General features: G+C 67.0%; 24 protein-coding genes and 2 tRNA genes. 12 read left to right on the forward strand and 14 right to left on the reverse strand.

Annotated features, from left to right (window positions below; genetic code table 11):
• Position 1: 1 nt before the first annotated feature.
• Positions 2-1,516 carry an anthranilate synthase component I gene (gene trpE / locus NUV79_RS09735; RefSeq protein WP_257732881.1) on the forward strand — a complete coding sequence of 505 codons (1,515 nt, stop codon included), beginning with the start codon at positions 2-4 and terminating at the stop codon, positions 1,514-1,516.
• A gap of 73 nt (positions 1,517-1,589) precedes the next feature.
• Here trpE and NUV79_RS09740 read toward each other — a convergent pair whose 3' ends face one another.
• Positions 1,590-2,165 carry a TIGR00645 family protein gene (locus tag NUV79_RS09740; protein ID WP_257732882.1) on the reverse strand — a complete coding sequence of 192 codons (576 nt, stop codon included), beginning with the start codon at positions 2,163-2,165 and terminating at the stop codon, positions 1,590-1,592.
• Between the two features lie 239 nt (positions 2,166-2,404).
• Here NUV79_RS09740 and NUV79_RS09745 point away from each other — a divergent pair, with 239 nt between their 5' ends.
• Together NUV79_RS09745 and xth are read left to right on the forward strand one after the other, a co-directional pair.
• Entirely contained in the window at positions 2,405-2,872 is a 468-nt protein-coding gene (locus NUV79_RS09745; protein ID WP_257732883.1) for a BA14K family protein, read from the forward strand.
• A 135-nt stretch (positions 2,873-3,007) separates the two neighbouring features.
• Entirely contained in the window at positions 3,008-3,787 is a 780-nt protein-coding gene (xth, locus tag NUV79_RS09750; RefSeq protein ID WP_257732884.1) for an exodeoxyribonuclease III, read from the forward strand.
• Between the two features lie 118 nt (positions 3,788-3,905).
• On the opposite strand, the gene NUV79_RS09755 is transcribed toward xth, so the two are convergent.
• The 6 genes from NUV79_RS09755 to dps all read right to left on the reverse strand — a co-directional run bounded on the left by NUV79_RS09755 (position 3,906) and on the right by dps (position 12,885).
• Positions 3,906-4,820, reverse strand: a complete 915-nt coding sequence (locus NUV79_RS09755; RefSeq protein WP_374679103.1) for a tetratricopeptide repeat protein — start codon at positions 4,818-4,820, stop codon at positions 3,906-3,908.
• Positions 4,821-4,845: 25 nt separating this feature from the next.
• Complete coding sequence (gene ilvD / locus NUV79_RS09760; protein ID WP_257733043.1) at positions 4,846-6,576, reverse strand: dihydroxy-acid dehydratase; 1,731 nt, start codon at positions 6,574-6,576, stop codon at positions 4,846-4,848.
• Between the two features lie 390 nt (positions 6,577-6,966).
• Complete coding sequence (locus tag NUV79_RS09765; RefSeq protein ID WP_257732885.1) at positions 6,967-7,548, reverse strand: YqaA family protein; 582 nt, start codon at positions 7,546-7,548, stop codon at positions 6,967-6,969.
• 161 nt (positions 7,549-7,709) lie between these two features.
• A complete protein-coding gene (locus tag NUV79_RS09770; protein ID WP_257732886.1) occupies positions 7,710-9,341 on the reverse strand; it encodes an alkaline phosphatase D family protein in 1,632 nt (543 codons plus the stop codon).
• A 45-nt stretch (positions 9,342-9,386) separates the two neighbouring features.
• Entirely contained in the window at positions 9,387-12,206 is a 2,820-nt protein-coding gene (locus NUV79_RS09775) for a valine--tRNA ligase (protein ID WP_257732887.1), read from the reverse strand.
• Positions 12,207-12,345: 139 nt separating this feature from the next.
• Positions 12,346-12,885 (reverse strand): DNA starvation/stationary phase protection protein Dps, encoded by a 540-nt coding sequence (gene dps, locus NUV79_RS09780; RefSeq protein ID WP_257732888.1) that lies wholly within the window; start codon positions 12,883-12,885, stop codon positions 12,346-12,348.
• A gap of 184 nt (positions 12,886-13,069) precedes the next feature.
• On the opposite strand from dps, the gene NUV79_RS09785 reads away from it, so the two are divergent.
• Both NUV79_RS09785 and NUV79_RS09790 read left to right on the forward strand, forming a co-directional pair.
• On the forward strand, positions 13,070-13,555 hold the full coding sequence (locus NUV79_RS09785; protein WP_257732889.1) for a pyridoxamine 5'-phosphate oxidase family protein: 486 nt from the start codon (positions 13,070-13,072) through the stop codon (positions 13,553-13,555).
• 27 nt (positions 13,556-13,582) lie between these two features.
• Positions 13,583-13,825: a hypothetical protein gene (locus tag NUV79_RS09790; protein WP_257732890.1), complete on the forward strand. Its 243-nt coding sequence runs from the start codon at positions 13,583-13,585 to the stop codon at positions 13,823-13,825.
• 35 nt (positions 13,826-13,860) lie between these two features.
• Here the strand turns inward: NUV79_RS09790 and NUV79_RS09795 are convergent, their stop codons facing one another.
• The 4 genes from NUV79_RS09795 to NUV79_RS09810 all read right to left on the reverse strand — a co-directional run bounded on the left by NUV79_RS09795 (position 13,861) and on the right by NUV79_RS09810 (position 17,192).
• Positions 13,861-14,460: a PopZ family protein gene (locus NUV79_RS09795; RefSeq protein ID WP_257732891.1), complete on the reverse strand. Its 600-nt coding sequence runs from the start codon at positions 14,458-14,460 to the stop codon at positions 13,861-13,863.
• 247 nt (positions 14,461-14,707) lie between these two features.
• A complete protein-coding gene (locus tag NUV79_RS09800) occupies positions 14,708-16,123 on the reverse strand; it encodes a TolC family outer membrane protein (protein ID WP_257732892.1) in 1,416 nt (471 codons plus the stop codon).
• A gap of 159 nt (positions 16,124-16,282) precedes the next feature.
• Positions 16,283-16,924 (reverse strand): protein-L-isoaspartate O-methyltransferase family protein, encoded by a 642-nt coding sequence (locus tag NUV79_RS09805; RefSeq protein WP_257732893.1) that lies wholly within the window; start codon positions 16,922-16,924, stop codon positions 16,283-16,285.
• Positions 16,925-17,117: 193 nt separating this feature from the next.
• Positions 17,118-17,192 (reverse strand) — tRNA-Asn (locus tag NUV79_RS09810).
• Positions 17,193-17,361: 169 nt separating this feature from the next.
• Between NUV79_RS09810 and NUV79_RS09815 the strand changes: the two genes are divergently transcribed.
• Positions 17,362-17,435: transfer RNA gene (locus NUV79_RS09815), tRNA-Cys, on the forward strand.
• 232 nt (positions 17,436-17,667) lie between these two features.
• Here the strand turns inward: NUV79_RS09815 and NUV79_RS09820 are convergent.
• Together NUV79_RS09820 and NUV79_RS09825 are read right to left on the reverse strand one after the other, a co-directional pair.
• Positions 17,668-17,811 (reverse strand): hypothetical protein, encoded by a 144-nt coding sequence (locus tag NUV79_RS09820; protein ID WP_257732894.1) that lies wholly within the window; start codon positions 17,809-17,811, stop codon positions 17,668-17,670.
• An 80-nt stretch (positions 17,812-17,891) separates the two neighbouring features.
• The gene (locus tag NUV79_RS09825; RefSeq protein ID WP_257732895.1) at positions 17,892-18,158 is read right to left on the reverse strand and encodes a hypothetical protein; all 267 of its coding nucleotides are present in this window, start codon (positions 18,156-18,158) and stop codon (positions 17,892-17,894) included.
• Between the two features lie 367 nt (positions 18,159-18,525).
• Here NUV79_RS09825 and NUV79_RS09830 point away from each other — a divergent pair, with 367 nt between their 5' ends.
• Positions 18,526-19,983 (forward strand): cryptochrome/photolyase family protein, encoded by a 1,458-nt coding sequence (locus NUV79_RS09830; protein ID WP_257732896.1) that lies wholly within the window; start codon positions 18,526-18,528, stop codon positions 19,981-19,983.
• A gap of 6 nt (positions 19,984-19,989) precedes the next feature.
• Here NUV79_RS09830 and NUV79_RS09835 read toward each other — a convergent pair whose 3' ends face one another.
• On the reverse strand, positions 19,990-20,772 hold the full coding sequence (locus NUV79_RS09835) for an SDR family NAD(P)-dependent oxidoreductase (protein WP_257732897.1): 783 nt from the start codon (positions 20,770-20,772) through the stop codon (positions 19,990-19,992).
• A 166-nt stretch (positions 20,773-20,938) separates the two neighbouring features.
• Between NUV79_RS09835 and NUV79_RS09840 the strand changes: the two genes are divergently transcribed.
• The 5 genes from NUV79_RS09840 (at position 20,939) to modA (ending at position 24,468) form a co-directional block, all read left to right on the forward strand.
• Positions 20,939-21,655: an alanyl-tRNA editing protein gene (locus NUV79_RS09840; protein ID WP_257732898.1), complete on the forward strand. Its 717-nt coding sequence runs from the start codon at positions 20,939-20,941 to the stop codon at positions 21,653-21,655.
• 33 nt (positions 21,656-21,688) lie between these two features.
• Entirely contained in the window at positions 21,689-22,546 is an 858-nt protein-coding gene (gene sseA / locus NUV79_RS09845; protein ID WP_257732899.1) for a 3-mercaptopyruvate sulfurtransferase, read from the forward strand.
• Positions 22,547-22,559: 13 nt separating this feature from the next.
• A complete protein-coding gene (locus tag NUV79_RS09850; protein ID WP_257732900.1) occupies positions 22,560-23,081 on the forward strand; it encodes a cupin domain-containing protein in 522 nt (173 codons plus the stop codon).
• A 14-nt stretch (positions 23,082-23,095) separates the two neighbouring features.
• Positions 23,096-23,533 (forward strand): GNAT family N-acetyltransferase, encoded by a 438-nt coding sequence (locus tag NUV79_RS09855; RefSeq protein WP_257732901.1) that lies wholly within the window; start codon positions 23,096-23,098, stop codon positions 23,531-23,533.
• Between the two features lie 131 nt (positions 23,534-23,664).
• A complete protein-coding gene (gene modA / locus NUV79_RS09860; RefSeq protein ID WP_257732902.1) occupies positions 23,665-24,468 on the forward strand; it encodes a molybdate ABC transporter substrate-binding protein in 804 nt (267 codons plus the stop codon).

Raw genomic sequence — 24,468 nt, forward strand, 5'->3', positions numbered from 1 at the left:
GATGCAGCCGCTCCAGGAGTTCGAGCACTTCGCGCAGACCTACGAGACCGGTGCTCCGCAATTGCTGCGGCAGGTGCTGGTCGGCGATTGCGAGACACCGGTCGCCGCCTTCCTGAAGCTGCGCCATGCCACGGCCGGCCCGGCCTTCCTGCTCGAATCGGTCGAGGGCGGCGCCGTGCGCGGCCGCTACTCGATGATCGGGCTGGAGCCGGACCTGATCTGGCGCTGCCATCACGGCCAGGCCTCGCTCTGCCGCACGGCTCTGGGCGAGAGTTTCCTCGACGATCCGCGCCCGGCCTTCGAGAGCCTGCGCGCCCTGCTCGAGGAGAGCGCCATTCCGGAGGCGGAAGGGCTGCCGCCGATGGCGTCCGGCGTCTTCGGCTATCTCGGCTACGACATGGTGCGCCTGATGGAGCGCTTGCCCGAGCCGAAGGAGACCGGCACCGGCGTGCCCGACGCCATCCTGACGCGGCCGACGCTGATGGTGGTCTTCGACGCCGTGCGCGACGAGATCCATGTCGTGACGCCGGTCCGGCACATGCCGGGCGTCGGCGCGCGCCATGCTTATGAGCGGGCGCAGGAGCGGCTGGAGGCCGTGGTGCGGGCGCTGGAAGGCGCCCTCCCCGCCGAGGCCGATATCGACATCGCCAACCTGCCGGTCCCCGCGACCACCTCGAACACCAGCGAGGCCGACTATCTGGAGATGGTCGACAAGGCGAAGGAATACATCCGCGCCGGCGACATCTTCCAGGTCGTGCTGTCGCAGCGCTTCGAGGCGCCTTTCGCCCTGCCGCCCTTCGCGCTCTACCGGGCGCTGCGGCGGGTCAATCCGGCGCCGTTCCTCTGCTATCTCGATTTCGGCGACTTCCAGATCGTCTGCTCGAGCCCCGAGATCCTGGTCCGTCTGCGCGACGACACCGTCACGATCCGGCCGATCGCCGGCACGCGGCGGCGCGGCGCGACCGAGGCCGAGGACAATGCCCTGGCCGAGGAGCTGCTGGCTGACCCGAAGGAACGCGCCGAGCACCTGATGCTGCTCGATCTCGGGCGCAACGATGTCGGCCGCGTCGCTGAGATCGGCACGGTGAAGGTCACCGATTCGTTCTTCATCGAGCGCTACAGCCAGGTCATGCACATCGTCTCGAATGTCGAGGGCAGGATCGACCCCAAGCACGATTCGCTGGGCGCGCTGATCGCCGGCTTCCCGGCCGGTACGGTCTCGGGCGCCCCCAAGGTCCGGGCGATGGAGATCATCGACGAGCTGGAGCGCGATGCGCGCGGCGCCTATGCCGGCTGCATCGGCTATTTCGGCGCCAATGGCGAGATGGATACTTGCATCGTGCTGCGCACGGCCGTGGTCAAGGACGGGCGCATGCATGTTCAGGCCGGCGCCGGCATCGTCTACGATTCGAACCCGGCCTCCGAGCAGGAGGAGTGCATCAACAAGGCCAAGGCCCTGTTCCGCGCCGCCGAGGAGGCGATCCGCTTCGCCGCCCGCAGCGGGCGCGGCCAGTAGTCCGCACAGGCAGCATCCCAGAACGCAAGACGCCCCGCCGGTCAGGCGGGGCGTTTCTGTTTCGGCGCCCGGGTCAGTGCCCCTTGCCGGGCGTCGCCGTCATCTTGTCGACCCAGGCGATACCGATGGCGGAGAGGATGAAGACGACATGGATCAGCGTCTGCAGCAGCACACCCGCCTCGGTATAGCTCGCGGTCTTGCCGGCGATGCCGATATTGCCGGCCTCGATGAAGGTCCTGAGCAGGTGGATCGACGAGATGCCGATGATCGCCATGGCGAGCTTGATCTTGAGCACGCTCGCATTGACGTGGCTCAGCCATTCCGGCTGGTCGGGATGCCCCTGCAGCCGCAGGCGCGAGACGAAAGTCTCGTAGCCGCCGACGATCACCATGATCAGCAGGTTCGAGATCATCACCACGTCGATCAGCCCGAGCACGACCAGCATGATCTGCTGCTCGCTGAAGTCGAAGGCGTGGGTGACGAGGTGCCAGAGTTCCTTGAGGAACAGGAAGACATAGACGCACTGCGCCACGATGAGGCCGATATAGAGCGGCAGCTGCAGCCAGCGCGAGCTGAAGATGATCGCCGGCAGCGGCCGCAGGGGGCCAAGCGCGGCGGGCTGGTCGGACGGGTCGCGCGGTTGCGCCATGGTCGGTCTCGGTCCTTCGATCAGGTGCGGTGTGCAGTGCAACGCTAGATGGCGAGGAAATTTCGCCCGCGCAAGCACTTCGGCATTGCTTTCGAGCGCAAAAGCGACGGGAGCGTGACGGCCCATTTATGCCCGGATTGACTGCTAGCTTTCCCTGTGGTCACCGGACCGCTACATTCGAATCCAAACGGGGGAACATGCGGAGTTCCGCTCGCCTGGTACCGCAGAGGAGTTTCGTCATGATCAGGACGCTCGCCGTCGCTGCCGCCATTGCCGGCAGCGCCCTACTCGCCCTGCCTGCATCGGCTGCCCCGTTCGCTCCCGCTGCGCCCGCCATTGCGACGACGCAGGCCGGCAGTGATCTCATCGAGACCGTGCAGTACCGCCGCTATGGCTACGGCCCGCGCTACTATGGCGGCTATCGCCGTGGCCCGGCCGTGGGCGCCGGCATTGCGGCCGGCATCATCGGTGGCGCGCTCGCCGCCGGCGCGCTGGCGGCCCCGCCCCCGCCGGTCTACTATTACCCCCCGCCGGCCCCGGTCTATGTCGAGCCGCCGGTGGTCTATGCCCCGGCCGTGCCGCGCGCCTATGGCTACAGCGTCGAGGATACCGACGCCGTGGCCTACTGCTCGCGCCGCTTCCGCAGCTACAACCCGGAGACCGGGACCTACATCGCCTCTGGCGGCGTCGTCCGCGCCTGCCCCTGACAGCAGGCGACAGCGCGATCGCAGACAAGGACTCCCCGCAGCGATGCGGGGAGTTTTTCGTTTCGGCCGGAAACGGCTTGTCATCGCGGCAGCGGTCCCGCTTTATCCTGCCGGCAGCCTGAATCGGAGCATCGCGTGCGGATCGCCACCTGGAACGTCAATTCGGTCAGGCAGCGCCTCGGCCACCTCCTCGACTTCCTGAAGGAGGCGGAGCCCGATGCGCTTTGCCTGCAGGAGATCAAGTGCGTGGATGCCGATTTCCCGCGCGCCGAGATCGAGGCGGCCGGCTGGCAGGTCGAGACCCACGGCCAGAAGACCTTCAACGGCGTCGCGATCCTGAGCCGCTCGCGGCTGGAGGATGTCCGCCGCGGCCTGCCGGGCGACGATGGCGACGAGCAGGCGCGCTATCTCGAAGGCGTGCTGCCGCTCGGTGACGGCGTGGTGCGCGTCGCCTCGATCTACCTGCCCAACGGCAACCCGCCGAACACTGAGAAATATCCCTACAAGCTCGGCTGGATGCAGCGCTTGACCGCCCATGCCCGGATGCTCCTGGAGCTTGAGGAGCCTTTGGTTCTGGCCGGCGACTACAACGTCATCCCGGAGCCGCGCGACGCCCGCGACCCGGCCGCCTGGGTCAGCGATGCGCTCTTCCTGCCGCAGACGCGTTCCGCCTTCCGGGGCCTGACCAATCTCGGCCTGACCGAGGCCCTGCGCAGCACGATCGACGCCTCGGGGCTTTACACCTTCTGGGATTATCAGGCGGGCGCCTGGCAGCGGAACAACGGCATCCGCATCGACCACCTGCTGCTCTCGCCGCATGCGGCCGACCGGCTCTCGGGGGTGAAGATCGCCAAGCACGTCCGTGGCTGGGACAAGCCCTCGGACCATGTCCCGGTGATGATCGATCTGCACTGAGGGACAGCAGGAAGCCGTCATGCTCGGGCTTGACCCGAGCATCTTGGAATCAGTGTCTTCTCGTCATGAGATTCTCGGGTCTACGCTTCGCTTCGCCCGAGAATGACGGCGCCTCAGCTCAGTTCTGAGGCGCGGCGCCGCTCCGCGAGCTGCCGAGATGCTGGCGCTCGATCAAGGCCAAAGCCGCCGAGCGGTCGCTGGACGAGGCGGCCGCGAAAGCCACGTCATGCCGCTCGATGATCCAGGCCTCGCGGGCTGGATCGGCACCCTCGCGCGCCATCGCGAGCCACATCAGGCCCAGCACCGGCTGGCGCGGCACGCCCTCGCCGCCACGGATCAGCATCTCGCCGAAGGCGGCGCGCGCGGGCGCATGGCCCTTCTCGGCCGCAAGCTTCATCCAGCGTGCCGCCTGGCGCGGGTCGCGATTGGCGCCCTGCCCGGTCATGTAGAGGCGGGCGAGATTGTACTGGCCGTCCGGGTCGCCGAAATAGGAGGCGGCATAGTGGAACATGTCGAAGGCCCGGTCCGGATTGGGCTTCACATAGCTGCCCTTGATCCCATCCGAGAAATAGTTGCCGAGCGCCACGAAGGCGCTGCCGACGAGCCGCGCATCGGCCGTTCCGGGCATGGCGTCCGCGTTCTCGTCCGCGATCTTCGAGAAATATTCGAAGGCCTTGAGATCGTTGGTCGGGACACCCTCGCCGCCGGCATACATCCGGCCGAGCTTGTACTGCGCCGTGAGATGGCCCTGCGAGGCCGCATATTCGAGCGCGCGCACGGCGCCGACCTTATTGCCGGCGGTGGAATCGCGCATCCAGGCCTTGAGCGCGTCGCGGGCGCTGGTGAAGGGCACGAGCGGCAGAGCAGTGTGGGCGGTCGGCGTATCGGGGCCGGGAGCCACGGAAGCCGCGCCGCGGCCGCCGGACACGGAATCGTCCGGCTCCGGCAGCGCCGCGCCCGGAATGGCGCGCGGCGGCAGCAGCTTCGTGCCTGAAATCTCCTGAGCCAGGACGGCCTGATGGCCGCCCAGCAACAGGAACAGGCATGCTATGGTTGAGCTAGATATCCGCATAGCAATGGGTTTCGGCCGCCCCTCCTGGGTGGGTGACGGCACCGCCTTTGGCGGAGCCGACGGTCTGCGCGTATTTCCACAGCGCGCCGGAATTGTAGTCGGTCTTCCGTGGTTTCCAGTCCTTACGACGCGCTTCAAGTTCGGCATCAGAAAGGCGGACTGCGAGCTTTCCTGTGATGGCGTCGAGTTCGATGATGTCGCCGTCGCGGATCAGGCCGATCGGGCCGCCGACGGCGGCTTCAGGACCGACATGGCCGACGCAGAAGCCCCGCGTCGCGCCGGAGAATCGGCCATCGGTGATGAGCGCGACCTTGTCGCCCATGCCCTGGCCGTAGAGCGCGGCGGTGGTCGACAGCATCTCGCGCATGCCGGGGCCGCCCTTGGGGCCCTCGTAGCGGATGACCAGCACGTCGCCGACATTGTAGGTCCGGTTCTTGACCGCCTCGAAGGCGTCCTCCTCGCGATCGAAGCAGCGCGCCGGGCCGGTGAAGACGAGCTGGTCCTCCGGCATGCCGGCGATCTTCACGATCGCGCCTTCCGGAGCGAGGTTGCCCTGCAGGCCGACGACGCCGCCGGTGACCGTGATCGGCTTGTCGGCGCGGTAGACCACATCCTGCTGGTCGTTCCATTTCACCGAGGCCATGTTCTCGGCGATGGTGCGGCCGGTGACGGTCATGCAGTCGCCATGCAGATAGCCGGCATCGAGCAGGCTCTTCATCACCAGCGGGATGCCGCCGACCTCGAACATGTCCTTGGCGACGTATTTTCCGCCCGGCTTCAGGTCGGCGATATAGGGCGTCTTCTTGAAGATCTCGGCGACCTCGAACAGGTCGAAATCGATGCCGCATTCATGCGCGATCGCCGGCAGGTGCAGCGCGCCATTGGTCGAGCCGCCGGTCGCGGCGACGACCATCGCGGCATTCTCCAGCGCCTTGCGGGTGACGATGTCGCGCGGGCGGATGTTCCGGGCAATCAGCTCCATCACCATCTCGCCGGCGGTGTAGCAGAAGGTGTCGCGGACGTCGTAGGGGGCCGGCGCGCCGCAGCTATAGGGCAGCGCCAGGCCGATCGCCTCGGCGACGGTCGCCATGGTGTTGGCGGTGAACTGGGCGCCGCAGGAGCCGGAAGACGGGCAAGCGACCTCCTCGAGCTCCTTCAGGTCCTCGTCCGACATGGCGCCGACCGAATGCTTGCCGACGGCCTCGAACACGTCCTGGACGGTGACCGGACGACCCTTGAAATTGCCGGGCAGGATCGAGCCGCCATAGATGAAGATCGAGGGCACGTTGAGACGCACCATCGCCATCATCATGCCGGGCAGCGACTTGTCGCAGCCGGCAAGGCCGACCAGCGCATCGTAGCAATGGCCACGCATGGTGAGCTCGACCGAGTCGGCGATAACCTCGCGCGATGCGAGCGACGACTTCATGCCCTGGTGGCCCATCGCGATGCCGTCGGTCACGGTGATCGTGCAGAACTCGCGCGGCGTGCCGCTGGCGGAGGCGACGCCCTTCTTCACGGCCTGGGCCTGGCGCATCAGCGAGATGTTGCAGGGGGCGGCCTCGTTCCAGCAGGAGGCGACGCCGACGAAGGGCTGCGCGATCTGCTTCGCGGTCATGCCCATCGCGTAATAATAGGAACGGTGCGGGGCCTTGGCCGGGCCGACGCTCACATGGCGGCTCGGCAGCCTCGACTTGTCGTACACACGCCCGTCCATCGCCACTCGCCCTGTTCCCCCGATCAGCACGGCGCGAAGATGTGCCACGCCGCGCCTGCCGGGAGCAATCGCGCCCCTGAAAACCCGAAAAACGTCCGGAACCTCTGCCGGCTCCGCGCGTTACCCCCGATTTCGATATATCTCAGGCACTTAACGCAGCGTTTTGCTGGGCTTCGTTTGTGGCGGCTTCGCGGCGATTGGGGCGGTCGGGGCGGTGTCAGGCACCGATCCCGCTCGGGTGTTGCGCCGATGTCACAAAACCTGGGCCGGAAGGGTAATGTAACGGTGATTTCAGCGGCTGCACGCATGCGGGCGCTCGCCCCGAGGAGCCGCATGGCAGCGGCTCCGGCGACGCTTCGGATGAGGGCTGCGTCGGCTTAGAGCGGTGGCTCAGAGCACCAGCGGCAGCACGAAGAAGCCGCCGACGATGATCGCGACGAGGGCCAGCGCCGTCATCGGCAGGTGCTTCTCGATGAAGATGCGAATGTCGTCGCCGTAGAAGCGCAGCGCCACCGCGATCATCAGGAAGAAGCTCGCCCGCGACACGACCATGCCGATCGTGAACTTCCACAGGTCGAAATGCAGGAAGCCGGACATGATCGTGACGATCTTGAACGGGATCGGCGTCAGGCCCTTGGTGACGAGCACCCAGAACCAGTAGTCCTGCGAGGTCGCGATCAGGCTGGCGGCCTTGTCCTGCAGCCCATAGATGCCGATCAGCCAGGCGCCGACCGACTCATAGAGCAGCGCGCCGATGGCATAGCCGAGATAGCCGCCGAGCACGGCGCCGAGCGAGCAGATGCCGGCATAGAACCAGGCGCGGTCCGGCCGGGCGATGCACATCGGAATCAGCAGCGGAATCGGCGGCAGCGGGCTGAACGAGCTTTCGATGAAGGTGATGCCGAAAAGCAGCCACGGGGCGGCGGGATGGGAGGCGTACGAAACGCACCAGTCATAGGCTCGCTTGAGCATCGTGACGAAACAACCGGTCCTGGGTTACTGGCATCGAGGCGCATGGCAGACTTGCGCCTGATGCGCATCTAACCGTCTCGGTGGGAGAATGCCAGCGTTCTCTTGCGCGAAGGTCAATTTGAAGACGGAGTCGTGGCGGGAACCGGGCAGGACGGGATCGCCTACGCCGGCGCCAGGCCGGGCTTGCCGGCCTCGGTGACGAAACTCGCGCCGGTCGTGACCTTCGCGCCGGCCTGCGTGACACGCTCGAGCAGGCGGTAATCGGCCTGCCAGCGCTCCTTGCCGACATCGTGGCGCAGATAGCCGCGCTGGCTGTTGAAATAGCGGATATGCGGGTTCTTCTGGAGCCCGACCCTGCCGGCTCGCGTCATCGCCGCTCCGTCGCCGCCGGAGGTGATCGAGGTCGCGATGAATTCAACGCCGACCGTCGCCGATTTCGGATCGTCGAAATTGGCCTTCAGCTCACCGGCCCAGCTCTGGTGGATGTCCCCGGTCAGGACGATCGCATTGGCGATCCGCGCCTGAGTCAGCCCGTCGAACAGGCGCTGCCGCGCCGCAGCCGCGCCGTCCCACTTGTCCATATGGTAGCTGACGCCGCCGGCCTCCGGATCGTTGTCGCGCCGCATCATCATCACCTGCTGCGCGAGCACGTTCCAGCGCGCTCGCGGCAGGCGGAAGCCCTCGCTGAGCCAGGCCTCCTGGGCCGGGCCGAGCATCGTCTTGTCCGTCGCCAGCGCATCGGCGCAGCGCGCCTGCCAGCCGCCACCGCAGGGCTGGTCGGTGCGGAACTGACGCGTGTCGAGCACGTCGATCTGGGCGAGATCACCATAACGGAAGCGGCGATAGGCCTGGATCGCCGGGCCGTTCGGCAGCGCGCTTCGCCGCAGCGGCATATGCTCGTACCAGGCTTGGAACCCGGCCGCCCGGCGCAGCGCGAAGATCTCGGGCGGCACGCCAGTCTCCTCGGAGACGAAGCCGGCCCAGTCGTTGTCGATCTCGTGGTCGTCGAACGAAACCAGCCACGGCGCCGAGGCATGGGCCGCCTGAAGGTCAGGATCGAGCTTGTAGAGCGCGTAGCGGCGGCGATAGTCGGACAGCGCGTAGATCTCGTCGGGGTCGCCCGGCATCACCCGCGCGACAGGCAACGGGCGGTCGCCCGGCCGGATCGTGCGGTACTCGTAGATGTAATCGCCGTAGTGATAGACGAAGTCGAAGCGCTCCTCCGCAACATGGCGGAAAGCGGTGAAGAAGCCATCCTCATAGCGCTGGCAGCCGACCACGCCGAAGCGCATCCGCTCGACGGCGGCCCCGGTCGCCGGAAAGGTCCGGCCACGCCCCGCCTGGCTGCGCACACCGCCGCAGGTGAAGCGGTAGAAATAGAACCGATCCGGCTGGAGCCCGCCGACCTCGACATGGACGGCGTGGCCAAGTTCAGGCCGTGCCAGCCCGGTGCCGCGCTGCACGACGCGCGCGAAAGCCTCGTCCTCGGCGACCTCCCATGCAACCTCGACGGCCCGCATCGGCATGCCGCCATGTTCCGCCAGAGGGGTGGGAGCAAGCTTCGTCCAGATCACGAAGCCGTCCGCCGCAGGATCGCCCGAGGCGACGCCGAGCGAGAACGGATCGGCCGCGAAGACCGGGTTGGCCCAGAGCCGCTGCGCCTGAGCCTGCCCGCTCGCTAGCAGCAGGCCCGACGCCGCCAGCCCCTGCAGCAGCGACCGGCGCGTGGGTGTCCCGGGCGCAGTGACGAAATCGTCGGGATCGAAGCGTCCGAAGGCGTCGCGGCGAAACATGCTGGTCTCCCCCTACCCTTCGAACACGACTACGGCGCGGCGATCCTATGAAAGGCGCGCCAGAGCCTCCGCGACCTTGACCTTGCGGGCCTCGGCCGCCGCCTTGCGATCGCGATTCTCCTCGACGATTTCTTCCGGCGCACGCGCCATGAAATCGGGATTGCCGAGCTTCTTCTCGACGACCGCGATATCCTGGTCGAGCTTGGCCAGCTCCTTGGTCAGGCGCGAGCGCTCGGCATCGAGATCGATCAGCCCGGCGAGCGGCAGGGCCGCCACCTCGCCGCGCACGATGATCTGGGCCGACTGGGCCGGCGCCGCCGTCTCGAATCCGATATCGGAGACGCGGGCGAGCCGCTCGATCATCGGGCGCCAGCTCTCGATCGTCGCCCGCGTCGCAGCAGAGGCGTTGACGAGCACGAGCGGCGCCTGCGTGCCGGCCGGAACGTTCACTTCCGAGCGCACGGAGCGAATGTCCGAGATCAGGTCGACGACGAAGCCGATCTCGGCCTCCGCCGCCGCATCCTTGAGCGCCGAGAGGTCCGGCCAGCGCGTCAGGCAGACCAGCGAGGCGTCGCCCTCCGCGAGCTTGCGCGGCGCGCCGGCCTCGGCCTTCTGCGCCCAGAGCTCCTCGGTGAGGAACGGCATGAACGGGTGCAGCAGCTGGCAGATCAGGTCGATGACATAGGCGACCGTCGCCTGCGTCTCGGCACGGGCCGCTGCGTCGACGCCCTCGCCCTGCAAAACGGGCTTGGCGAGTTCGAGATACCAGTCGCAGAACTGGTTCCAGACGAAGCGATAGGCCGCGCCGGCCGCCTCGTTGAACCTGAAGCTCGGGATGCCGGCCGCGATCTCCTCGGCGGCTTGAGCCGCCTCGCTGAGGATCCAGCGGTTGAGCGGCTGCTTGATGCTGGCGGGATCGAAGCCTTCCGCGCGGGCGCAGCCGTTCAGCTCGGCAAAGCGCGCGGCATTCCAGATCTTGGTCGCGAAGTTGCGATAGCCCTCGACGCGCTGCGTGCTGAGCTTGATGTCGCGCCCCTGCGCCGCCATCGCGCTGAGCGTGAAGCGCAGTGCGTCGGCGCCGTATTTGTCGACGAGCGTCAGCGGATCGATGACGTTGCCCTTCGACTTCGACATCTTCGCGCCCTTCTCGTCGCGAACGATGGCGTGGATATAGACGTCCCTGAACGGCACCTCGTCCATGAAGTTGAGGCCCATCATCATCATCCGGGCGACCCAGAAGAAGATGATGTCGAAGGCGGTGACCAGCGTCGCCGTCGGGTAATAATGCTTCAGCTCGGCGGTCTGCTCGGGCCAGCCCAGGGTCGAGAACGGCCAGAGCGCCGAGGAGAACCAGGTGTCGAGCACGTCCTCGTCGCGCGTCAGCGCGACGGTGTCACCGTAATGCGCCATGGCGAGCGTCTGCGCCTCGGCCTCCGACTCGGCGACGAAGACCTCGCCGTCCGGTCCGTACCAGGCCGGAATCTGGTGGCCCCACCAGAGCTGGCGCGAGACGCACCAGGGCTCGATATTCTCCAGCCAGTCGTAATAGACCTTGGTCCAGTTCTCGGGCGTGAACTTGGTGCGTCCGTCCTGCACCGCCTTGATGGAGCGCTGTGCCAGCGGCTTGACGTCGACATACCACTGGTCGGTCAGCCAGGGCTCGATCACGACATCCGAGCGGTCGCCATGCGGGACGGTATGGGTGTTCGGCTCGACCTTCACGAGCAGGCCGCGCGCGGCCATCATCTCGACGACGCGCCGGCGCGCGACGAAGCGGTCGGCGCCGTCGAGCGCCAGCGTTTCGGCTTCCGGCTTGGCGCCGGCCAGGAAATCCTCGTTACCCGCGAGCAGGATGCGCGCCTCGCCGTCGAGGATGTTGACGACGTCGAGCTGATGGCGCTTGCCGACCTCGAAATCGTTGAAGTCATGGGCGGGCGTGATCTTGACCGCGCCGGTGCCCTTCTCGGGATCGGCATAATCGTCGCCGAAGATCGGGATGACGCGGCCGACCAGCGGCAGCACGGCCTTGCGGCCGATCAGATGGCCGATCTTTTCGTTCTCCGGGTGAACCGCGACGCCGGTATCGCCCAGCATCGTCTCCGGCCGCGTCGTCGCGACGGTGATGAAGGTCGATGCGTCGTCTGCGTCGTAGGTCACGCCTTCGAGCGGGTAGTTGAAATAATAGAGATGGCCGTTCGGGTCGCGGCTCAAGGCCTTGTCGAGCTTGGCCGCGTCGAATTCGTCCTCGCCGCCGCGCTGCCACTTGAACGTGCCGGTCTTCTCGAGCTGCAGCACCTCGAGATCCGAGATCGCGGTCTGGAACTTGGGGTCCCAGTTCACCAGCCGCTTGGCGCGGTAGACCAGCCCCTGCTTGTGCAGGCCGACGAAGACCTTGAGGACGGCGGCCGAGAGGCCCTCGTCCATGGTGAAGCGCTCGCGCGACCAGTCGCAGGAGGCGCCGAGGCGACGGAGCTGGTTGACGATCGTGCCGCCCGACTCCTCCTTCCACTTCCAGACCTCGGCGAGGAAGGCCTCGCGGCCCATCGTGCGGCGGTCGGTGCGGTTCTCGGCGGCGAGCTTGCGCTCGACGACCATCTGCGTCGCGATGCCGGCATGGTCGGTGCCGGGCTGCCAGAGCACGTCCTTGCCGCGCAGGCGCTCGAAGCGGCAGAGCACGTCCTGCAGGGTGTTGTTGAGCGCATGGCCCATATGGAGCGAGCCGGTGACGTTCGGCGGCGGGATCACGATGCAATAGGGCTCGGCGCCGGGGGCTGCCCCCCTGCCCGCCTTGAAGGCCTTGGCCTCGTCCCAGGCCTTGCTGATCCGGGCCTCGACGGCGGCCGGTTCGAAAGTCTTGTCCATCATCGCATCGCTCGAACGCAGAAAGGCCGGGGAACCTGCCCCGGCCGGAAAAATCACGGGCCAAAAAGGTCTCGGCCCTTAAGAGCCCATGCGAAGGCTGCGCGTCAACGTTTTCGATGACATGCCGCGCCCTGCGCAGGCGTCAGGCCAGGTTCGACTGCAGGAACCAGAGCGACTTGTCGAGCATGCGGGAATAGGCGGTCAGGATATCGGCGGTATCGGCATCGCCGGCCTCGTCGCAGGCGTCAATCGCCTCGCGTACCTTGTTCGCTGCATCCGCATAGCGCTCGATCAACGCCGCGAGATGATCCTGCACGGCGACGATCTCGGTCGGATAGGGCTTCAGCGAAGTCGCCTGAGCGGTCGTCTGCGTCGTGCCGAAGGCGATGCCGCCGAGCTGGGCGATGCGCTCGGCTACGGTATCGACATGGGTGTCGAGCTCGTCACGGAAGCCGTCGAGCATCAGGTGGATGCCAATGAAGCCCGGCCCCTTCAGGTTCCAGTGGGCCTGCTTGGTGACGAGCGAAAGGTCTATGCCGTCGGCGAGGCGCTCATTCAACATGCCGATAACCTTGGTCTTGGTGTTCGAAGCCAGGTCGACCCGGCTGGATTTGACCACCTTGGCCGTGGTCGAGTTCTTCGGTGCACTGCGCGGCGCGGTCTTGGTTGCGGTCTTGGCCATGGCAAACCTCGGATCAGGGGCATGAAAGCAGCTTCGCTGCCGGCGCCGGCAGTCCCGACGCATCCTGCTGATACGCGTGAGCCGCTGCTCGGTTCCGGTCAGATGGACTGCTCCCGCGACGGAACCAGCCGCGCCCCGCCCCGTTGGACCAACATCACCTGACGACAGCAGCAGGGAGAGCGACATGCCTCACCACAGCGACCAGACCCGCGTCTGGGATCTCATCGATTCCATCAAGTTCGCGATGCTCGTGACCCATGATGGCCAGGGCGACGAGTTGCGGGCCCGCCCGATGCACGCCCATGGCGAGCGTGCGGAGGACGCGATCTATTTCCTGACCGACCGTCGCCACCACAAGGACGACGAGATCCAGGTCAACGACAATGTCTGCGTCGCCTTCGCCGATACCGGCAGCCAGCGCTACCTCTCGGTGACGGGGACCGCGACCGTCCTCGATGACCGTCAACGCGTGCATGACCTCTGGGACGCCAGCAACCGTGCCTTCTGGGACGACGAGAACGACCCGAACATCCGCGTGCTGCGCGTCCGGCCTAGCATGGCGGAATTCTGGGACAGCCCCGGCAAGATCGTCACCAGCGTCAAGATGGCCGCGGCGGCACTCACGGGTGCCAAGCCCGATCTCGGCGAGAACCGCAAGGTCCGCCTCTGAACACGCAGCAACGAGCAGGAAGCGATGATGAAGCTCTTCGTCCATGCCCTGGGGGCCTGGTTCGCAGTCGAGGCGGCGTCTGGCCGCTATCCCCGCCCGGTCGCCGTGGGCCTGACCATGCTGGTCTCGCGGCTCGGCGCCCCGGCGACGGCTTTCGCCATGGTGGGCTATGGCTTGATGCGTCTCAGGGAAGCCGGCGCCTTCGAACGGGCCCAGCCACGGACACGGCGCCGCCGAACCGGCAACGCCAAGTCATTGCTGGGCCAGTAACGGCGCTAATGTGCGTCAAAATGCCGGGCGGCCGCCTAGCTGCGGCCGCCGCGCGCGACGCGCTCGATTTCGGCACGGACGAGCCGCTCGACCATGGTCGGCAGGTTGTCGTCCAGCCACGTCTTGAGCATCGGCTTCAGCATGTCCTTGACCAGATCCTCCAGCGTCCGCGCATTGTTGCTCAGCACGGTCGAGGCCAGCTGGCCGAAGGCATTGGTGACGACGGAACTCGCCTGATCCGACAGCAGGCTCGCCATGTCCGGCATCGGCGCGAACGCAGCCTGAGGCTCGGGCTGCGGCGGCGGCGCAGGCTGGATGAACGCCGGCGGCGGTTCGACGGGAGCGACGGGCGGCTCCGGCGGCAGCGCCGCAACGGGCTCTTCATCGACGAAGGCGATGTCGGAATCATCAGGGAATGCGGCCGGCGCCGGCGCAGGAGCGGCGACCAGCGCAGCCTCGGCCCCAAGGTCGAGCACATCGTCGTCGATGGCCGCAACCGGGGCGGGTTCCGGCTCGGGCTCGGGAGCCGGCGCCGCAGCCTCCTCGGCCGGCTTCTCATCGTCCGAAATGATCCGGCGGATGGAGGCGAGAATCTCCTCCATTGACGGTTCGCTGGGCTTGGCTTGCGCGCTCATGATGAGTCTAACCGTGGACAACGGGCGCGCCGATGGAATCAACGCCGCTCCAAGAGCGCAGTATTCCACGGCGCCGATGTCAGACAAGGCGCCAACCCGCTCTCCCACAGGAGAAATCCGCGCTGTTGCCCGATGGCATCGGGCCGAAAAGCCGCGTCGGCGCTGTGCGGGGATTCAATTCGGCGGCAGATATGCCGATGCCGCAGCCGCGCCCGATCCGGGCGCGGGGGCTTTTGGCGCGGCGCTATCAGCGGCCGTCGGGCGTCTGGGTGCCCCAGAGCTTGCCCTGGACCTGCTCGTAATGCTCGCGGGCGTCGTAGATCTCGGCCTTGAGCTTGAGGGTCTGGGCGGAAAGCTTGCCGACGGCGGAGAGGACCGCATAGGAGGCGACGACCCGGTCGCGCTGGGCCACCACGAGGCTCGAGCGGGCGCTCACCAGCTCCTGCTGGGCGTTCAGCACGTCGAGCGTCGTGCGCTGGCCGACCTTGGCCTCCTCACGCACGCCGGAAAGCGCGGTGGACGCGGCCTCGACCTGCGCCTGCGCGGCGATGATCTGGGCCTTGGCCGCTTCAAGACCGCCCCAGGCGGAGACGACCGCGGCGCGCACGGTGTCACGCTGGGTATCGACCTCGATACGACGCTGGCCGGCCGTTTCCTTGGCCTGGCGCGTGCGGGCATAGACCTGGCCACCCTCGTAGATCGGGATGGTCAGCGTGCCGACAAGGCTGGCCGAAAAGCGGTTGTCGCCGGAAAACTGGGTGTCGTAGCGCTGCTGGACGACGCCGCGCACGCCGACGACGGGATAGAGATCGGCCTCGGTGACCTTGACCTGAAGCTCCGCCGCATCGACGCCGTGAAGAGAAGCGATGATGGCCGGGTGATTCGACAGGGCCTGGTTCAGCGCGGTCGGCAGCGACTTCGGCAGCAACCCTTCGACCGGACGCCCCGGCGCGAGCGAGCGCGGCTCGGTGCCGACATTCTGCCGGAAGCGGGCTACCGAGGTCTTCAGGTTCGATTCGGCGAGAATCGCCTGCGAGCGCGCCGATGACAGGCGGGCTTCCGCCTGGGCGACGTCGGTGCGGGTCACCTCACCGACCTGGAACCGGTCACGCGTCTGGCGCAGCTGCTCCTCGAGAACCTCGACGTTGTTGCGGTTCAGGTTGAGGATCGCCGTGTCGCGCAGCACGTTCATGTAAGACGTCGCGGCATCGAGCAGCACGTTCTGCTCGGTATTGCGCAGCGTGGCGCGGGCACCCAGCACCTGCGATTCGGACTGGCTGACGGCGCTGCGGGTCTTGCCGGAATCGAAGATGTTCTGATCGACCTGCACGCCGGCACCGCGCGGCCCGAGGCGGGACACGTTGGTGGTATGGACCGGGGAGCTGCTGGCGAAGGCCGGAATGCCCGACTGTGTGATGCTGGCGCCGATATCGGCCGAGGCCGTGATTCGCGGCCGGTAGCCCGCCTTTGCCTGCGGCACGTTCTCGTCGGTCGCGCGGACCGAGGCGCGCTGCGCATTGAGTGTCGGATTGGCGGAATAGGCCCGCGCGAGCGCGGCATCCATGGTTTGTGCCGAAACCGGCCCCGCCCAGCCCCCGGCCAACGCCAGAGCGAAGGCGGCGGAGAGAGCAAGTCCGGAAATCTTGTCGTAGCGTTTATGCACTGGACGCCTCATGTGCGCACTGAAAGTCGCGCCCAGGCATCGCCCCAGCCTCGGCAGAGTTACATTCCATACCCGCTCCGGCACCTCTCGCCAACGCATGGCGCGGCGCCGGAATGGTTTCGTTCGTGCAGTGCCGCAAAAATGCGACACCTGCCGTCATCAGAAAACGAAGGCCGCGGGACGGCGGAACTCCGAAAGCACCGGCGCTGCCGCGTCGAAAACGGGCCGGCCGGAGACGACGTCGCTGGACTTCATATAGAGCATCACCCGCGCCGCCCGGCCCAGGCCCTCGACCGCGATGAGCCGGCCTTCCGGCCGCAGCAGCGGGAAAAGCGATTCGGGCGCGATCTCGCAGGCACCGCTGACGAGGATGGCATCGAAGCTGCATGCCGCCGGCTGAGCGGCCGTGATGGTCACGCTGCCGGCGCCGGCGCGAGCCAGCGCCGATTCGGCCAGCATGCGCGCCGCGTCGTCGGGCTCCCAGAGCGTGGCCTTCGCTCCCATGTCCGCCATCAGCGCGGCGCCATAACCGGAACCGCCGGCATATTCGAGCACGGCCTCGCCCGCCTGCGGGTCCAGCAACTGGATCATCCGCACCGCGACCATCGGGGTCATCAGCGCCCGGCCGGTGCCCGGCAGCGGAATCGACTGGTCGAGATAGGCGAGATGCGCGAGGTTTTCGGGGACGAAAGCCTCGCGCGGCACCGAATCCGCCGCGGCCAGCGCGGCCCGGTCGGTGATGTCATAGGTGCGCAGCTGGCAATCGACCATATTGCGGCGCAGCGAGGTAAAATCGTCCATGCCCGAACTCTCCGTCCACGACGCCGGTGCTGCAAGGCGCGGCCGACACTCAGGAAGCCGCCGCGAACCGGTGCAGCGATCGCGCCGTTCTTCGGCAGCTTTCTGTTCGACGCTCGCGCAAAAGGCAAGCGCCGCCTGACCGCAGGCATAAACCAGCGACGGTTAAGACGATCTGTCGATGTGAGGAGGAAGCTGGCTCCCGGAGCAGGATTCGAACCTGCGACCAATCGATTAACAGTCGATTGCTCTACCGCTGAGCTATCCGGGAACAACGTGGCGGCGTCTTAGCGGTGCCATCCGGATAGTGCAAGCCCCTTGCGAGCCGACCAAGCAGATTTGTCGCCTGGCCTGTGGAAGTTGCGATGCCGGGTTGCGGCGGCGCGCGGCTTGTGGTTAGTGCGCTCTCGCTGAAGCGGCCGCGGCCGTTTTCGCAGGAAGGCCTCGTGGCGGAGTGGTTACGCAGAGGACTGCAAATCCTTGCACCCCGGTTCGATTCCGGGCGAGGCCTCCAACAGAATTCCAGCGCTGATCTCCTCGCGCTTTTCCCCCGATGTGAACGCCACCGCCGCGCATTCCGTTGTCCCGGGGCCGTGCTCCGCTGTGTCCGGGAACCAATTCCCTCGTTCGACATTACCCTTGCGGATTTTCGAGTGGTGCCCGGCGACGACGGTCGGCCGGGCAAGGGCTGGAGGCCCAGATGAGCCCCATCGGCACGGCCGGTGGGGCTCTCTCTTTTGCCGTGCTCAGCGCGTCTCGGAGCGGGATGGAAACGAATCCGGCGCAACCCGTTCGGGAAAGGTCATCGACGACACGGCCACGATCACGGTGAGGCCGATGACGGCCAGCCAGAGCCAGAAATCCAGTGGTGGTTTTTTTGGGTTGCTCATGAAGAAGGGACGCCCGAGCCGCTTGGCGGTTCCCGATTGCCGACGGGAGGCCTGCCTTTACGGTACCCGATCTCGCGCCTTCAGCCCTTCTGCGGGCTGTCGCCCCGTCCCTGCCGCGCGCCGTGCTTGATCGCGAGGCTCAGAATTGTCCGGCCGACGGCCTCGGGCAGATCGGCATCCAGCACCACGCGCAGGCGGCCGGTGCCGGCCTCCGTCGCTGAAACCTCGAAAGTGCCGGGCTTGAGCCGCCCTTCGGTCCGGGGCTGGCGGGCCGTGAACAACCGGTCCAGCCTCCGGCCGATCTCTCCGAGCTCGAGGTCGAGGCCAGCTTCCTGCAATGCGTCCATCGTCCAACAGCATCCATCCCAAGCCATCGTCAGGCTGTGATTCGCCTTAAGGAATTCGTTTACAAATCGTTAAAATTTTAGTTAGCTGCACCTGCCTGTTGAGGCGGAGTAGCGTCATGGTCGAAGCAATCCTGGTAGCGGTCCTTATGGCCGGCACCGCGGGCCTGTCCTGGGTGATCGCCGACTTCCTGCATCTGCCACTGGAAATCTGAGCCCGGCGACATATCGTCCCGGCAGACGCGCCGAACGGCGATGCACCGTCTCGACCTGAGTCGTCAAAAATCTTTTCTCTCGTCAGCCGCCGAACCGGCACAAGCCGCGTTGATGTCGGATCGCGCCCGATGCGATATCGCCAGCCGGACGAGGCATGATGACTGACCGCACGCTCCATTGGTTCCGGAACGACCTGAGACTGGCCGACAACCCGGCATTGGCCGCGGCTGCCGAGGCTGGCCCGGTTCTGTGTCTCTATATCCTCGATACCGGGACGGATCGCCGCCCGCTCGGAGGCGCCTCGCGCTGGTGGCTGTCGCGCTCGCTCGCCACGCTTAGCGAAGCGCTGGCAGCGCAGGGCGGCCGGCTCGTGCTGACGAAAGGCGATCCGGCCACGTTGCTGCCACGCATCGTGACCGAGGCCGATATCGGTATCGTCACCTGGAATCGCCGCTACGAGGCGGCGGAAATCGCGCTCGACCGCAAGCTCAAGGAAGACCTGTCCGGGCGCGGAATCACGGTCCGCAGCTTCAATAGCCATCTCCTGAACGAGCCCTGGCAGGTCACCACCACGACCGGGCAGCCGATGAAGGTCTTCACGCCGTACTGGCGCGCGGCCCGTCAGAAGGGAGAGCCGGATGCTCCGACTCCCGCCTCCACGCGAATCCAGGCACTGCCCCTGCCCGCTTCGATCGAGGCTCTGACGGTGTCGTTGGATGACCTTGGGCTGGAACCGACGAAGCCCGACTGGGCCGGCGGCCTGCGAACAGAATGGACGCCGGGGGAAGCCGGTGCCGCGGAGCGGCTCGATGATTTCATCGGCAGCGGGCTTGCCGGCTACGCCGAGAACCGCGACCGGCCGGACCGGGCCGCGACATCGCGGCTTTCTCCGCATCTGCATTTCGGCGAGATCGGCCCGCGGCAGGTCTGGCACGCGCTTCAGCATGCGCACGCGGCCGGCGAAGCCGCCGGATCGGAGCGCGACGCCGAGAAATTCCTCTCCGAGATCGGCTGGCGCGAATTTTCCCACCACCTGCTCTTCCACAATCCAGAGCTGGCGACCCGCAACTACGATTCGCGATTCGACGCCTTTCCGTGGCATCCCGACGACAAGGCTCTTCGCCGCTGGCAACGCGGGCAGTCCGGGATCCCGCTCGTCGATGCCGGCATGCGCGAACTCTGGACGACCGGCTGGATGCATAACCGCGTGCGGATGGTCGTCGCCTCCTTCCTGATCAAGCACCTGCTGCAGGACTGGCGGGCCGGCGAAGCCTGGTTCTGGGACACGCTGGTCGATGCCGATGCGGCCAACAACGCCGCGAGCTGGCAATGGGTCGCGGGCTCGGGCGCCGATGCCTCGCCCTATTTCCGCATCTTCAACCCGGTGACGCAGGGCGAAACCCACGATCCCAAGGGCGCCTACGTCCGCCGATGGGTGCCGGAATTGGCGGGACTGTCCGACAAGGACATCCACCAGCCCTGGAAGGCCTCGGAGAAGGCGCTGCGCGAGGCGGGCGTTCGAATCGGCGAGACCTACCCTGCCCCGCTCGTCGATCTCGCCTTCGGCCGCCAGCGGGCGCTCGATGCCTTCGCCGCGATTCGCAGCAGCTGACGCGTTTCAGCCGCTCCGTTCGGCGAAACGGCGCATCAGCGCGAAATAGACCGGATAAGGCAGCAGGCGCGCCAGCTTCAGGATGAAGGCGAGGCGGCGCGGCACGGTGATCTCGAAGCCGCCGCGCTCGAACCCGTCGGCGATTCGCCGCGCACCCTCTTCCACCGTCATCAGGAACGGCATGGGAAAGCGACGCCCCTCCGTCATCGGCGTCTCGATGAAGCCGGGATTGACCAGTTGCAGGCGAATGCCGGCCGCCTCGCAATCGAAGCGCATCGATTCGCAGAAATGAATGGCACCGGCCTTGGCCGCACCATAGGCGGCCGCGCCCGGCAGGCCGCGATAGCCGACGAGCGAAGCGTTGACCGCGATCTGGCCCGCTCCACGCGCGACCATGCGCGGCTGGATCGCGAAGAAGCTCTTGGCGACGCCCAGCAGATTGACGCCGACCACCGCCTCGATGGTTTCGACATCGACCGCCTTGCCCCGCCCCGAAGCGATGCCGGCATTCAGGAAGGCCAGCGCGATCGGGCCATGGATGCTCTCGATCGCGTCAGCGACATCCCGCATGCCCTGCGCGTCGGTGACGTCGCCGGCATGGGCGACGATGCGGCCAGGCAGGCTCTCGGCGCTGCGAGCCAAGCGTTCCAGCGCTTCCAATCGTCGGGCCGTGACCGCCACGGTCCAGCCTCGCCGCGCCAGTTCGAGCGCGACCGCGGCCCCGATGCCGGAGCTGGCGCCGGTGATCCAGGCGACGCCGTCCTGCGGCTTCATGCGGGCTGAGGCCATGCTGGCTCCGGGTTGGCGGGTAGTCATCTAGGCATCAAATCGCCCGGCCGAAAGCCATGCAGCGGAAATCATCCCCGCTATCCCGCCAACGCGGTGGCACCCCGGCGGCAATCGGTGCAGTCTGCGCCGCGAAGGCGCGCTGGCGCCACTCAAGAGACACGAGACCATGCCGACCGAACTGCTCTTCCGCCAGGATGCCTATCTCCAGGAAACGCCCGCGACGGTCGAAGCCGTGAACGAGCGCGGCGGCATCATCCTGGACCGCACCCATTTCTATGCGACCGGCGGCGGCCAGCCTGGCGATGCCGGGTATCTGCGCCGTGCCGATGGCAGCCAGATCGTCATCGCCACCACGATCTACGATCCCGAGGACAAGAGCCGAGTCATCCATGTCCCGGCCGAGGGGCAGGCACTGCCGGCGCCGGGCGAGGCGGTCACTGCCGTGCTCGACTGGGAGCGCCGCTTCAAGCGGATGCGCATTCACACCGCTTTGCATCTGCTCAGCGTCGTGCTCGCCTTCCCGGTCACCGGCGGCTCGATCGGCGATGGCGACGGGCGGCTCGATTTCGATATCCCGGAGGGCGGGCTCGACAAGGCGGAGGTCAGCGAGAAGCTGAATGCGCTGGTCGCCCGCAATGCTGATGTGACCGAGCGCTGGATCACCGACGAGGAGCTCGACGCCAATCCGGGTCTCGTCAAGACGATGTCGGTGAAGCCACCGCGCGGCTCGGGCCGCGTCCGGCTCGTCGCCATCGGCGATATCGACCTGCAGCCCTGCGGCGGCACCCATGTCCGCAACACCGCCGAGATCGGCGCGGTCGTGGTCACCGATATCGAGAAGAAGGGCAAGCAGAACCGGCGCGTCCGGATCGCGCTCGCCTGAGAACACCAAAGCTGATGCCCAGAGGATACGCTTATGGCCCGTGAAGACGTCTTCGTTTCGACCGAGTGGCTGGCCGAGCGCCTGAACGCACCGGATATCGTCGTGGTCGATGCCTCCTGGTACCTGCCGGCGCAGAAGCGCGACGGCGCGGCCGAACATGCGCAGCGCCGCATTCCCGGCGCCGTCCATTTCGACATCGACAAGATCAAGGACAGCCGCTCATCCCTGCCCCATATGCTGCCCTCGGCGCCGGAATTCGCGGCGGCCGCCGGCGCGCTCGGCATCGGCGACGGCATGCGTATCGTCGTCTATGACGGGCTCGGCTTCTTCGCGGCGCCGCGCGTGCGCTGGACCTTCAAGGTGTTCGGCGCACGCGATGTCGTCATCCTCGATGGCGGCTTCCCGAAATGGCTGGCCGAGGGACGCCCCGTCGAGGAAGACAGCCCGAAGGCGCGCCAGCCCCGCAGCTTCACCGCAAGGCTCGACAACGGCGCTGTTGCCAGCGCGGACGATGTGGCGCGCGCCACCGCCTCGCAGGCGATCCAGGTGGTCGATGCCCGCGCGGCCGATCGCTTCCGCGGCGAGGCGCCGGAACCGCGGCCGGGCCTGGCCTCCGGCCATATTCCCGGCTCGCTCAACCTGCCGTCGTCGCAGCTCACCACTGACGGCCGGCTGAAATCCCCGGAGGAGATCGTCGGCCTGTTCCGGGATGCCGGCGTCGATCTCGACAAGCCCTCGATCATGACCTGCGGCTCGGGCGTCTCGGCCGTGATCCTGTCGACCGCGCTCGAGACCGTCGGCAAGCCGGCCAGGGCGATCTATGATGGCTCCTGGTCCGAATGGGGCATGGGCGAGCGGCCTGTCGCGACCGGACCGGCGAAGCAGGCGTGAGCGGGAGACTGCCATGGGCCACGATCATTCTCACGATCACGACCATCCGCACGATCACAGCCATGACGGCGAGCCGCGCTGGAAGCATGACGGCGTGCGCGTCATCTCCGGCGACAAGCTCGATCCCAACACCGCACAGACGCCGGGTATGTTCCGGCAGGCCGCGATCAATCACGCCCGTGTCGGCGCCCAGAAGATCTGGGCCGGCACCGTCGCGATCGAGCCCAATGCCAAGACGGGCGTGCACCATCACGGCGAGCTCGAAAGCGTGATCTATGTGGTGAGCGGCAAGGCGCGGATGCGCTGGGGCGAACGGCTGGAATTCGTCGCCGAGGCCGGCCCGGGCGACTTCATCTACGTCCCGCCCTTCGTGCCGCATCAGGAGATCAACGCCGATCCCGACAACCCGCTGCAATGCGTGCTGGTGCGCTCCGACAACGAGGCGGTGGTGGTCAACATCACTGATGTCGACCCGGTCGAGAAGCCTGAAGAGGTCTATTGGGTCGACCCGATCCACAAGCACCCGCACGGGTGAACAGGAACATGCCTATGCCTGTCGAGCTGCGCGAGATCACCGCGGCGACGGTCCGCACCATCTGCGGACTCGAGGTCGCGGAGGAGCAGAGCGACTATGTCGCGCCGGTCGCGATCTCGATCGCGCAGGCGCATTTCGAGCCGCGCGCGACCTTCCGGGCGATCTATGCCGGGGACGAGCCCGTCGGCTTCATGCTCTGGCGCGACGACGACAAGCCCGGCACCGCCTATCTCTGGCGCTTCATGGTCGACCGGCGGCATCAAGGGAAAGGCTATGGCCGCGCCGCGCTGGAGCAGGCCTTCGCGCTGCTGAAGGCGCAAGGCATCACCACGCTCAGCGCCAGCGTCGTCCGAGGCGAGCACAGCCCGCTGGGCTTCTACCTGTCGATCGGCTTCATCGAGGCCAACGAGGTCACCAGCAGCGGCGAGTGGCTCATCCTGAAGAGTCTCTAGGCAGGCTGAACGATCGCCTGCACTCGCATTGAAATCGCCATGGCGTGGTGCCGCCTTGACTTGGCTCGAACCGCGCGGCAACCATCGTTATACCCAGCGATATACAACGACAAATTCGAGCGAGGAACAGTATGTTGAAGCGCCGCACCCTGCTGGGCATGGGCCTTGCCCTTGCCGTGAGCTTCGCGCCCGCCTTCGACGCCGCGCAGGCGCAGACGAAGGACCTCGTGATCTTCGCCGCCGCCAGCATGAAGAACGCGCTGGACGAGGCCGCCGCCAACTGGGTCAAGGAGAGCGGCAAGCCGGCGCCGAAGATCTCCTATGCCGCCAGCAACACGCTGGCGAAGCAGCTCGAGAACGGCGCGCCGGCCGATCTCTTCGTCTCGGCCGATCTCGACTGGATGGACTATGCTGCGGGCAAGAACCTGATCAAGCCGGACACCCGCGTCAGCCTGCTCGCCAACCGGATCGTATTGGTCGCCGGCAAGGATTCGACCGCCAGGCTCGATCTCAAGCCCGGCGCCGATGTCGCGGGGGCCGTTGGCGCAGGCCGGCTCGCCATGGGCAATGTCGATTCCGTCCCGGCCGGCAAATACGGCAAGGCCGCGCTGGAGAAGCTCGGCGCCTGGGACAAGGTGAAGGACAAGATCGCGCAGGCCGACAATGTCCGCGCCGCGCTGCTCTTGGTCTCGCGCGGCGAGGCCCCGCTCGGCATCGTCTACGCGACCGACGCCGCCGCCGACCCGCAGGTCAAGGTCGTCGCGACCTTCCCCGAGGATTCGCATCCGCCGATCGTCTACCCGGTCGCCGTCACCAAGGATTCGGCCAATCCCGACGCGCAGGCCTTCCTGACCTATCTGCGCAGCGCCGCCGCCCGGCCCGTCTTCGAGAAGCAGGGCTTCACGGTGCTCAACAAGGCCGCCAGTTCATCGTGA

Origin of the sequence: Allobosea sp. 47.2.35 (assembly GCF_024655635.1) — a bacterium.
In the GTDB taxonomy this organism is placed as follows: Bacteria; Pseudomonadota; Alphaproteobacteria; order Rhizobiales; family Beijerinckiaceae; genus Allobosea.